The 12,196-nt window shown below is 44.2% G+C and carries 10 protein-coding genes; 4 read left to right on the plus strand and 6 right to left on the minus strand.

Annotated elements, in window-relative coordinates:
* Positions 1-5: 5 nt before the first annotated feature.
* Together NFI80_RS14610 and NFI80_RS14615 are read right to left on the minus strand one after the other, a co-directional pair.
* The gene (locus tag NFI80_RS14610; protein WP_235162592.1) at positions 6-872 is read right to left on the minus strand and encodes a mechanosensitive ion channel family protein; all 867 of its coding nucleotides are present in this window, start codon (positions 870-872) and stop codon (positions 6-8) included.
* A 102-nt stretch (positions 873-974) separates the two neighbouring features.
* Positions 975-1,856, minus strand: a complete 882-nt coding sequence (locus tag NFI80_RS14615) for an SHOCT domain-containing protein (protein WP_235162591.1) — start codon at positions 1,854-1,856, stop codon at positions 975-977.
* A gap of 273 nt (positions 1,857-2,129) precedes the next feature.
* Here NFI80_RS14615 and NFI80_RS14620 point away from each other — a divergent pair, with 273 nt between their 5' ends.
* Positions 2,130-3,047, plus strand: coding sequence for a hypothetical protein (locus NFI80_RS14620; RefSeq protein ID WP_235162590.1), 918 nt, complete (start codon positions 2,130-2,132; stop codon positions 3,045-3,047).
* A gap of 166 nt (positions 3,048-3,213) precedes the next feature.
* The gene (locus tag NFI80_RS14625; RefSeq protein WP_235162589.1) at positions 3,214-4,059 is read left to right on the plus strand and encodes a hypothetical protein; all 846 of its coding nucleotides are present in this window, start codon (positions 3,214-3,216) and stop codon (positions 4,057-4,059) included.
* Positions 4,060-4,146: 87 nt separating this feature from the next.
* Here the strand turns inward: NFI80_RS14625 and NFI80_RS14630 are convergent, their stop codons facing one another.
* The 4 genes from NFI80_RS14630 to NFI80_RS14645 all read right to left on the minus strand — a co-directional run bounded on the left by NFI80_RS14630 (position 4,147) and on the right by NFI80_RS14645 (position 10,204).
* A complete protein-coding gene (locus tag NFI80_RS14630) occupies positions 4,147-5,511 on the minus strand; it encodes a TolC family protein (protein WP_235162588.1) in 1,365 nt (454 codons plus the stop codon).
* Between the two features lie 32 nt (positions 5,512-5,543).
* Complete coding sequence (locus NFI80_RS14635; RefSeq protein ID WP_235162587.1) at positions 5,544-8,669, minus strand: efflux RND transporter permease subunit; 3,126 nt, start codon at positions 8,667-8,669, stop codon at positions 5,544-5,546.
* 15 nt (positions 8,670-8,684) lie between these two features.
* Positions 8,685-9,761 carry an efflux RND transporter periplasmic adaptor subunit gene (locus NFI80_RS14640; protein ID WP_235162586.1) on the minus strand — a complete coding sequence of 359 codons (1,077 nt, stop codon included), beginning with the start codon at positions 9,759-9,761 and terminating at the stop codon, positions 8,685-8,687.
* A gap of 167 nt (positions 9,762-9,928) precedes the next feature.
* Complete coding sequence (locus NFI80_RS14645) at positions 9,929-10,204, minus strand: ArsR/SmtB family transcription factor (RefSeq protein ID WP_233795270.1); 276 nt, start codon at positions 10,202-10,204, stop codon at positions 9,929-9,931.
* Between the two features lie 243 nt (positions 10,205-10,447).
* Between NFI80_RS14645 and NFI80_RS25615 the strand changes: the two genes are divergently transcribed.
* Both NFI80_RS25615 and NFI80_RS14655 read left to right on the plus strand, forming a co-directional pair.
* Positions 10,448-10,714: a filamentous hemagglutinin gene (locus NFI80_RS25615; protein WP_235157222.1), complete on the plus strand. Its 267-nt coding sequence runs from the start codon at positions 10,448-10,450 to the stop codon at positions 10,712-10,714.
* A gap of 93 nt (positions 10,715-10,807) precedes the next feature.
* A complete protein-coding gene (locus NFI80_RS14655; protein ID WP_235162585.1) occupies positions 10,808-12,196 on the plus strand; it encodes an alpha-amylase family glycosyl hydrolase in 1,389 nt (462 codons plus the stop codon).

Here is a 12,196-nt window from a genome sequence, read left to right on the forward strand (position 1 = left end):
TATCGCTAATCCTTCGTCAGCGGAGGTAACAGGTCCACCGGCCGCGCCGGCGTCGGGAACGCAATGTTATTTTCATCAAAAACCTTTTTAATGCCCTTCATAGCGACACTTTTTGCAGGGCCAGGGCCGATTTTTGATTGGTCGATCCAAAACAGGATTTCAAAGTCGATGCTTTTTTCGCTGAACCGGATGAAGTTGAGTTCGACTGGCTTTTTTTTGTCTAAAAAAGGGAGGGGTTTGATGGCTGAGAGCGCGACATTTTCTACCATAAACAGGTCGTCTTTGTAGCCGATGCTGCATTCGAGCTGCACCCTGCGATCGCCTGAATTTGTAAAGTTTACAATGGGTTTTTGAAAAATATCCTTGCTTGGAAGCTCTACAAGCTGGCCGGCGAAATTATCCAGCTTAACAGAACGCAAACCTATGGAAAGCACTTTGCCCGTAAATCCATTGGTTTCAATAACGTCGCCTACTTTAATAGGACGCTGAATGGCGATAAATGCACCGGAAATAAAATTGGTGGTAAGATCCTGAAAAGCAAACCCAAGTGCCAGAGCAAGCACCCCCGCTCCTGCCAGCAACGACGTTACTGTTTTATCCAGTCCCAAAACACCAAGTGCGAAAAACAAGCCGGTCATCACAATGGCAATACGCGTTATTGCAGAAATGAGACTTACCAGCGCGATATTTTGAGACGCCCTGGCAAGGCCTTTTTCCATGAACCGACTTCCGTAACGCGCCAGGAAACGGAAAACGACCAGGATGAGGATCGCAATGATGAGGTTAGGAACAAACCGAATGCTCTCGTCAAACCATTTGTCCAGCTTCACGACGATCGGGTCTGTTATTTTTGAAATCTGCGCGAATAACATGGGTGCAATTTTCACGCAAATAACGTGAATAACAATCATCACGCAAAAGGGCCAAGAAATTGACTTTCCCGGCCCTTCAATGTTATCTTAAACGAAGCGAACTCACAACCTCGAAAGCAGCTCTTGCTTTTTGGCTTTAAACTCCTCCTCTGTAATCTGTCCTTTCTCAAACAAAACATTTACCTTTTCAATAGTAGCAATGATAATGTCCTGCGGGCTGCGATCAGTCGGGCTGCGGTCAGTCAGGCTGCGTTCACTCAGCCTGCGGTCAGCCGAGCCACTGTCAGCCGCGTTTCGGTCAGCAGCACTCAGATCAAGCGTTTCAGCGTGCAAATCGGCATTAGACGTAACGTCATACGCAATTTCCGGTGTGGGCTGTGTCTGTTCGCCCGGTTCGGATATCAGGGCCAAGCTTTGCAAGTCGACCGAACCATCCTGGCTCGTAAATGTATACGAATTCCCACCTCCCTGTTGCTGCGAAATGCCGGTAATGTGGTGATGTTTCGTGTCATAAATAGTCCGTTTACCATTTTCTTCAATAACCAGCCTTCTTACTGGCGCAAAATAGGCGTAACGAAAATTATTCTGGGATCCGCTCGCAGTAGGAGTTCCGAAAACTGAAGGCCAGGAACCATCCCTACCAGACGATGCGCCGCTTTCCTGGCGCTGCACATTCGAGCGATCTTCACTTGGTTCATCAGCCGAATCCTCGTATAAAACCCTCGTCGAGACCTGCTCCGACAGCTCACTGCAAACCTTATCAACTGTGCTTTTGAGGGAATTGTTAAACATATCCCCTACCATGGTCATCCCTCCTTTCATCCACTGTCCCGAGCCGCCCAATTCGGCAATGTTAAATTGGGCCATTGTCCCGTTCCCGCTGATCACAGCACGCAAAAGTGCCTCAACGCTCTCGGTCTTAAGATTATATTTCGCAGCAATGTCTTCAACATATTGCCTGCCTGAACCTGTAAGTGCTTTCATAATTGTTCTTTCTTTTCCTATATGTATTAAAAAATGGTGCCATTGGGAGATTTTAAGCATTTCATCCTATAAATACCAGCGTCTGTTTTCAATCCGCAGCCCACTAATTACTACTACTAATAACCTGTCAAATTACTATTTGGGCAATCTAATTTGGATGATCCATTCTGCCGCAGGCTCATCCAACCGTACCATTCAACCAACGCATTTCTTTCCATAGCAAGCTTGCAATAAGTTTGATGCAGTAAAATTTTTTAACAAAACACAAACATTATGAAATTACTTCACAATGCCCCAGCAATCACAAAAGCGATCGTTCTAGCCGCCATGATGAGCGCTTGCCAAAATGAGAAAGATGCGGTTATTTCTCCTGCAACATCGGTGGAGCAGGAAAAGGATGCAAATGCAAAAACAGCTATTACATATCTAATTAAAGACGGCGGAACCAAGCTTACTTATTCCGGAATCAGAAACCAATTGGTGAAAGAACTGGATGGCGCCGGATGGCTCAAAGAGTACACTTACAGCGGCAACAATATTACTTGTGCCCTCAAAACGAATGGGATTACGGTATACAAAAACTTCATTACTTATACTTTGAATGCGAAAGGGCAATGTGTTGAAAGTGTACATACTGCCACTGACAAAGTTATTGGAGGAACTTACATTTATGTATACAATGAACTGAACCAACTTACCTTGGTGTATCACAAATCCCTTCCTAAGCTGCGCCAGGTATTTGAATACGAACAAGATGCCGACAATAGCCTGCAGGGAAAATCTCTAAGCAAGATCACTTTCTATGATCAATATGACAAAAAAGAGAAGGAAATTATTTTTAAACACGCCAACGGCAAGTTCGTAGCGCAAAGCAATAGTAGTGGTAACGACGACGAAACTTCGCTTGAAGCGAATCCTTTAAATCCAGTAGGACTTGCGGAAGCAAATAGCGCATACCTACCAATATTCGGCAAATTCAGCAGATATGTCTTAAAACAAACGGTTCATAAAGCATTTGTTGGGCAGATCATTTATCCATACCCAGTTTTCAATTACAATTTATCAGCAAAAAGCTTGGGAGGAGAAATTACAACATATGATTTTATAACAAAAGATGATTTTGGGAAGATATTGTCAAAAGTTGAGCGAAAATACTCGACTACACCACAGGCTGTAATGATAGGCCAGTAGTCTTATTACTTAAACAAAGTCGTCTGTCAGCAAATGTTAACAGACCACTTTACTTTCCGCCGAATTAAATTAATATAACCACTTAGCCATTTGATTCTCGCTTAGGCATAATCAAGCGATAACTTGACCCGGTTAAAATGAATTTCCAAACACAACTATGAATAACATGAAAATACTTCAAAATTTACCCACACTTACAAAAGCAATCATTATCGCCGGCATGCTGGGAGCTTGCCAGAATGAGAAAGATGCGGTTGTAACCCCAGCTGCTGAAGACGCACAAAATGCAGGTTATAAAAATGCTAAAATTTCGGCTGATAGCAAGTTGATTAAAGATGGCAAGGTAAAACTTGAATATTCAGGCCCAAGAAATTTGCTTACAAAAGAAACTCACGAAGAGGGAAATTATTTCATCGAGTACATTTACTCTAGTCAAGCCATTAAAGCTACATGCTATGACTTGACTACAAAAATGCAAATCAAGACTGCTACGTTTATTTTAAATTCTAGTGGATTGTGCGCTGAAACAATCTTTGGTGTTGGCTATAACAGCGTTGGAACCTTAATCCATGAATATAATGATCATGGCCAATTGATCAAGTCGTACAATAAGATGGCACCAAGTGAACGACAAGAATTCAAGTATATCAACAGTTCTGATGGTAAAACAAAATGGTTGACTGCAGTTGAATTTTATGATAAAAACAACTACAAAACATCAGAAATCATTTACACTTATATGGGTGCGAAGCATGATTTCTATCCAATAAACCATGCTTCAACAGCGTATGGAACTGGCAAATATTTGTCCATATTTGGGACGCCCATAACACATCTACCAACAGCCATGACTGAGAAACAACACAAATACAAACCGTATAAATGTGTAACAACACCAAATGAGCTCAGTTACGATTTTTATGTAAATGGAAGGGTTAAGTTAATCACTAAGAACGGAGACACTTATTCTGCGCAAGAACGAATATACTCAACCACCATGGCAAGTAACTAGTCTCAGTAACAATCAAAAGAAGAACCCCAATCTGGGGTTCTTCTTCAATATAAAACCAGTTGTTCCTTATTAAAGCTGAGTAAAATCTTACAACTGCTCCTTTACATTTCCTGTAATACGATCCAGCTCTATTTTTGAAGATAAATAATCGTAAACCGCTTCCAGGTAATTGGACTTGGCGGAGGTTAATGCGAATTCGGAATCGATTAGTTCTAGCCTCGATGCCACTCCTTTTTCGTAGCGGTATTTGGTGATGGAATAACTTAGCTCTGCGGTTTCGGAAACATTCTGCTGGGTTTTGATCCTTTCGGAGGTTTCAATTAAACTAGCCAGAACATGTTTTACTTCGGATTTAAGTTGCTCCTGCGCATTGCTGTAAATGACATCGGCTTGCTGCCTTTCAATTTTGCCTAATGCTATTTTGTTAATGTTCTGGTTTCCGCTGAAAATGGGAATAGCAAACTGCACGCCGGCATAAAAAACAGGTGGATAAGCAGCATTTCCGAAGCGAAACTGATTGGTTTGCGTCTGGATCTGATACTGGCTGATAAAGCTCACAACCGGCAATCGCGCAGTTTTGTATAACTCAATTTCTTTGTCACTGATTTCCTTGTTCAATGTCAGAATTTGTAAATCAGGGCGCTGCTGGATGGACAGCTTGTAGGTTTCGTCTTCCGCCGGGACTGATTCACTGGCATTAAGCTCTAACGAATCCGAAAGAATGTAGTTTGTTTTCGAAACGTCCCCTAACAAATTCCTTAGTTGCTGTTGGCTTATTTGTAATGCATACGTCAGCCTGAGCACGTCCGGTTCCAGATTCTTTACGGATGTATATGCGCGTAATGTGTCCACCCGCAATGCGCGGCCTTGCGCGAGCAGCGAGCGTGAATCATTCAAGGCTTTCTGGTTTCTGACAATGCTTTCCTTTTGCAATTTCAGTCTTTCATTCAGAACAAGCAGCTGAACGTAATTTTGCTTCACCTGCGCCACCACATCCACTTCTCTCTGGCGAAATGAAAGCTGACTTTGTTTTTCAAGCAGTTTGCGGCGCTCGATCTCGTGCTTAGCACCGGAATTATAAATGGGCTGGACCAGCGAAACTTGGGCGGCACCAATGTCTTCACCACCAAAACGTGCATAACCGATTTTTTCAGAATTCCCGGTATTCCCATTCAAACCAAAGAAAACCGGCTTTTGAAAATAATGCTGAAACTGCCCTGTAAGACTAATGTTTGGCATCAACAAACCGCGCGTAATGGCGGTCTGTTGCTTGGCTTTGTGAATGTTGATCGAATCGATCCGGAGATCACGGTTCCGGCTTTGCGCTAACTCAATGGCTTTTTGCAAAGACAATGTTTGACTCTGCCCCAAAGACAGTAAAGGGCTCAGCAGCAATGCAATAACAAATGCTTGCGCCGATCTTTTATATGGATTTAAAATTGACTTTTTCATGATTTCATGTGGTATTAATATTCCTGAAAGGATTAATGCGTGTGTAGTAAAGCCTCTTCTGCAACCGACTCGTTTCCGTCCTCCGTTCGCTTTTTGTGTGGTCGGGACAGGTAAGAATAGATGGAAGGAATGACATAAAGAGTGAGCACGCCGGCGAAGATCAAGCCTCCTACAACCACGATACCGAGCGATTGGCGACTTCCCGATGCTGTTCCGAGCGACAATGCGATGGGTAATGTTCCGAAAATCATCGCGAGTGTGGTCATCAGGATTGGGCGGAACCTGGATATCGCTGCTATTTTTGCGGCTTCAAATGTGGAAGCACCTCCTTCTTTGCTCTGGTTGGCAAATTCCACGATCAGGATTCCATTCTTGGTGATCAAACCAATGAGCATTATGATCCCGATTTGACTGAAAATATTGACAGTTTGTGCTGTGAACCAAAGACTTAGCAATGCGCCGGTTAATGCCATAGGAACTGTCAACAGAATGATAAACGGATCTACGAGGCTTTCAAACTGTGCTGCCAGAACCAGATATATCAACACAATAGCAAAAATGAATGCAAAAATCAGGCTTGAACTACTTTCGGAGTAATCCCGGCTTTGTCCTGCTAATGCGGTGCTGAAACCCTTAGGAAGTTCTTTGGACGTAATTTTATCCAATTCCTGAATGGCTTCCCCCAAACTTACGCCGGCCGCCGGGGTTGCAGAAATGGTTGCGCTGTAAGATTGGTTGTAACGGTAAATGGCGGGAGGGCTGATGCCTTCATTTTGCTTCGTAAGGTTATCCAGGGACACCATTTGACCACTTCCTGACTTTAAATACAACGATTTCAAGTCATAAGGCGCGGATCTGTCTTCCCGATCGAGCTGGCCGATCACTTCGTACTGGCGATCATTGTGAATAAAATAGCCATATCTCCTGCTGCTCAGCGCAAGTTGTAACGTCTGCCCGATGGCCTGGGTGGAAATACCCAGTTGCGCAGCCCGCTGACGGTCAATGCTGATGCTGATTTCGGGACGGTTTATTTTAAAATCTGCGTCGGCGAAAACGAGTTTTTTATTTGCACTTACCTCCCCCATTAACTTGGGCATAATGTCGATAAGCGCTTTTAAATCAGGGGCCTGAACCACATATTGAACGGGCTGCGTATTTCCGTAACCTCCAATTGTTGGTGTTTGGACTGGAATAATGAGGACATTTCTAAACCGCTGAGAAGCAATAACCAATTTATTGAAAATCTCTCCCTGCGTAAGTCCGCTTTTACGGTCTTTTGGTTCTTCCAGGAAAATCCATTGAAATCCACCATTCACCGGCTGCGTTAATGTTCCACCCGCTGCTGCAACGGCTGTATAAGTGCGCTGCTGGTTCAAATCCGGAATAGAATCGCCGATAAAATTCCCTATCTCCTTCATACTCTGCTCCATACTCTCATAAGATGTTCCCTCGGGAGCCATTACGGCCAGCCCGATCATGGACCTGTCTTCCAGGGGCGCCAGCTCGGAAGGTAACTTCGGCGCAAGCCAGAAGGCGACTCCAAACGACACCAAAAGCAGCACAATTCCCAGCCAGCGCACTTTCATAAATGCGGAAAGTGATCTTCCGTAAGCGTCGTTCATGGCTATGAACCACGGCTCCGTTTTCTTGTAAAGCCAGTTTTGTGAAGTGCCCGATTTGAGCAGATAGGCGCTCATCATGGGGGTTAAAGTAAGTGCTACAAAAGCTGAAACAGTCACCGAACCGGCCACAACAATCGCGAATTCTTTGAACAAACGACCTGTAAGGCCACCCAAAAAGAGGATGGGCAGGAACACAGCAACAAGTGTAATAGTGGTTGAAATTACCGCGAAATAGATCTCATTGGAGCCCTCCCGCGCCGCCTGAATGGGCGACATCCCCTCTTCCACCTTGCTGTATATATTTTCCAAAACAATGATGGCATCATCGACGACCAGCCCAATCGCCAGAACCAGTCCTAAGAGTGTTAAAACATTGATCGAGAAATCGGCCATGTACATGATAAAGAATGCCGAAACGATCGAAACGGGGATGGCCAGCAGCGGGATCAATGTGCTTCGCCAGTCTCTCAAAAAGACGAATATAATGAGTGAAACCAATGCAAAGGCAAGCAGCAATGTTTCTTCAACTTCTGATAATGAATTTCTTACGGGAACTGTAAAGTCTTTACCAAGGGCGATTTCATATTCTTTTGGAGCTGTTTTTTTAATTTCTTCAAACCGTTTCTTAAACTCATCCACAATAGCCAGCGAGTTGGCGCCACGTTGCGGGCTTACACCCGTTCCAACGCCGTATTCAGCAATTTTACCATTATAAATGATCATCGCCGTGCGCTCATTCTGCGATGACATTACGGCTTGGCCCACATCTTTGAAGCGAACAATAGCGCCGTCACTTTCCCGCAGGATCATGTTGTTAAAATCATCCTCGGTAACGAGCCTTCCCTGCGTTCGCAATGTCACTTCTGTGTTCTGGCCCTCAATGCGACCGCTTGGTAAATCCACATTTTCACGTTGCAATGCAGTCTGAATATCTGTTGGCGTCAGACCATAAGAGGCCAGTTTCACGGGATCCATTCTCAACCGCATCGCGCGCTTTCTGCCTGCATACGAATCCACCAGCCTTACCCCGGGAATGGATTGGAGCCTTTCCTTAATGTTGATATTAACAAAATCGGTAACGTCTTCCAGTGTTTTGGTCTTACTCTGAACGGTTAGAAAAACCAGGAAATCCGCAGGCCCGGCTTTCTCTACAATGGTTGGTTCAATGTCTGTCGGCAGTTGCTGGCGGGATTTTGAAACCTTATCCCGAACATCATTCGCAGCTGCTTCCAGGTCTGCATTCAATTCAAATTCAACGGTGATAATGCTCACCTGTTCGCGGGAAGTGGATGAAACAGAACGGATTCCGTTCGCTTCGGCAATGGCTTCCTCTAATGGTTTTGTAACCTGCGAAGCGATGATATCGGCGCTGGCACCAGGATAAACCGTTGTTACCATCACAATCGGCGAATCTGTAACGGGATATTCGCGTGTCCCAAGGAAGGTGTAACCCACAATCCCGAAAAGTATAAGCAGTACGGACATCACCCCGGCCAGAACCGGCCGGGAAATACTTACTTGTGAAATAGCACTCATGACTAATAGATTTTTTTATTTAACAGAGACCAATTGAATGGCGGAACCGGGTGTCAGACGCAGCATATTGCTTGTAATAATCGTGTCGCCGGGCGCGAGTCCCTTTGTAACGTGCACAGCATAAGCGTTTCGCTCGCCTACTTCAATGGCTTTAAAACCTGCCTTGCCTGCATTGGCCACATACACGCTATAACCTTTTGAAGAAGGGATCAGAGCCTGGTTCGGGACCATTAATGCATTACCGGTGTTGCTTAAACGTAACGTCAGGCGCGCACTTTGCCCGGGTAAAAGTTCACTCCCCTTGTTATCCGTCACCGCACGCATCAGCAATGTTTTGGTTTTTTGATCCAATCCGGCTTCATGCGCTACAATCCTTCCTTTGTAAATTTTGTCGTTGGATTCAACATTATACTGCACTTCATCGCCTGTTTTCAGCGTATTTGCATGTTTTTCGGGAACGGCGAAGTCAATTTTCAGGCGGCTGTTGTCTGTTAGCAAGGCAAGCGGGCTTCCCGGCGTGACGAAAGCACCGGTGTAAACATTCACAATGCCCAGGTAACCGCTGAACGGAGCACGTATGCTCGTTTTCGCAATCATTACTTTCAGCTGTTCAATTTTTGCTTGTAAAACTTTTAGGTTTGTAAATGCCTGGTCGTAGTCCTGTTGAATCGCTGCTTCTTTGTCAATCAGATCTTTAAGTCTTCTTTCCTTAAGCAAAACCAGTTTTTCCTGCTGTTTCAATTGTTCCAATTCGGCAAGAAGGTCCGCGTCATCCAATTTGAACAACAATGTTCCTGCGTTTACGAATTTTCCTTCTCTGGCATGCACCGCAACCACTTTGCGGTTGAGTTCGCTTGAAATATTCACCTCCTGATACGCCATCAGCGTTCCTGAAACGGTCATTTCCTCATTTAACGATTCCGCTTTAAGCACCTGCCCGTCGACCGGAGTTCCGGTTGGCTGCGTGGCAGCTGCCGGCGTAGCTGGCTTTGGCTTTTCGGATGTGTATCCTTTGAAGAATACGGATAGCAATATTACGCCCGTAATAATGAGGCCTGATATGATTTTGGCTGACTGAATGGTCTTTTCCATATATAGATTAATTTAAATATTTCGATTGATTAGATAATGGTTTATTATTTTTCATGGCTAATATCGCTTCGCAGCATTTATTTCATTCCAGAAACCGAGACGGATCAAGTAAACTTCGGTTACTTATTAATATATCGAAATATATCGATATATTAGGGTAAAAAAACTCAGATTTTTAATTTGTTCAAAAACTCAACGTATTCATTGAGAACCTCTTTGTTCAATTTGTATTTCACGTTTCTTCCTTCTTTTTCAACCAGGATCAGATCAGCGTCTGCCAGTTGCTTAACATGGTGGGAAATCGAGGGCTGGGTTAAATCGATAAAATCAGAAATCTCGTGACAATACAAACAATCTTCTTTCTGGCGCAACTCCTGTAATATGAGAATACGGCTGGGGTCGCTCAACGCTTTCGATATCCGCTCCACTCTCCTGACCTCCATGATTTACGATATATAGATAAATTTGAATGTATTAATAAACTGCACAGTGCGTACATTACAAAGCAACCTCACAAAAAATTCCCCTAAGAGAGAAAACTTTGAAAAATTTTGAAAGAGCACTAAACAAGCTTAAAATCAATCTGCATCAGAAAGCATTGACAATCCGGAACGTGCATCTTGCCTCGGCACAGTTATTGTATCCTTGCCATTTACATTTCTACCAAGCAACAAACGTTTGAAACCATGGATATTTATCAAATAGCTTCTGAATACTGGGACGGGGCTGGCATTGCGAATGACCCTTCTGATCCGCGCGAAACACCGCCTTTTGATCCGCGCCCGGAAGTGCCATCGCCTGAATCACCGGAAGAAACCCCACCATTTGAGCGGGAACCTGAAACGCCGCCGATTGCCCCGGAACCTGAACTTCCGCCTGTCGAGCCGGTTATTCCAGAGGTTGAACCACTGCGTGAACCAGGCGGAGAACCCGGTTTCCCTGCTTTTAATTAAGCCGCGGCACCGCCTGAATAAGTCTCATCTACTCCTATTACAGTTCTGTCGATTAAATATCAGTTCGGAGTGAAGTGGCTTAATTTTAGAATCATGGACAACAATCAGATCGTAACGGCACTTTTTGACGCCGTACAAAACAATAATCTTGACATTGCCGACGCAGATAAGAAATTTTATACGAAACTTGTTTTGCATGCGGCAGAAATTCGAGACTTATACACACAACTTTATAATGACCACCCGGAATCCAGCGCCAACTTCACAAAGCTGATCGAAGTGCTGATATCCGCTCATCTGAGTAGGCCCCAGGATTTAAAGGAACGCGATAATAGAAAGTCGGAAAATTGGTATTTGAGCAACGAGCTTGTCGGAATGCATATTCAGACGGACCGTATGAATGATACGCTGAACAATTTAGCAGAAAGGCTTCCCTATTTGCAGGATTTGGGTATCAATGTCCTGCATCTGACACAGGTTAAAGAAAATCTTAACGAAGTAACGAGAGTAATTCACGAGCATAGCATGTATCTGATGCTAGACCTTGCATTGAAAGACAAGGACAGATCGGATTATTCTCAATCTGCGTCGATAGTAAACTTATTGCAAGAAATTTTTCTCTGCGCCAATCATGGTGCGGATATATTGCGGATTAATGCTCCAGATTTCCAGGACGCCCAATCGCAAATTCATACCACGCTGCAATTAATCAAACAATGCTTGCAGGTTACGGCGCCTGGCCTGGCTCTGGCTGTAAAAGCAACGACTTCATCAGAACATGCTTTGAAGTTCTTTGGTGAGGGAAGATATAGTGCCAAGGAATGTGATTTTGTATATAACGATACGCAAATTTCGTTGCAATGGGATGCGTTGGCTTCGGGTCAGGTTACCGCCATGATCGAAGCAGAAACTATTTTAACTCAGAAACCTTTTGGCACAACCTGGATTAACTTTGTAACACCAGATGATGACGAAAACAGCGCCACATTAGCTTCGCTATGCGGTCTGGACAAGGCAATTCAGGAGAAAAGTGAAATGCAGATCAGCATGGCTATTCAACGCATTTTGCTGATGCAGGCAAACAGCTTCTTTCTCGGCGGGCTTCCTTTTCTGTCTTATGAAAATGAGGTCGAAGGCAACGTTCGCGAGGAAATTTTTTCAGGGATCAAAAGATTGCTGCGGATCAGAAAAAGCCTTGACGTCGTTTCTGATACAAAAAATACCAGATGGTTGCCCAGGCATAATATTCACATTGCCGGTTTTGTACGAAATGGGCGGGAGAAAGCACTTTACTGCATTTTTAATTATAGTAATGAAAGTGCCTACCTTACCTGGCAGGCGTTCAGGCACAACGGCATTGCGCCTGAAAAGCTTTACGACCATTGGCGGGAAATTTGTGTTGAGCCCGGGAATGATGCTGAATTTCTAGTACTGGAACCATACGGATTCTATTTAATGGAAGTAGTGGCAGACAAAGCCTAG

The sequence above is a fragment of the Dyadobacter chenhuakuii genome (assembly GCF_023821985.2).
Taxonomy (GTDB): Bacteria; Bacteroidota; Bacteroidia; order Cytophagales; family Spirosomataceae; genus Dyadobacter; species Dyadobacter chenhuakuii.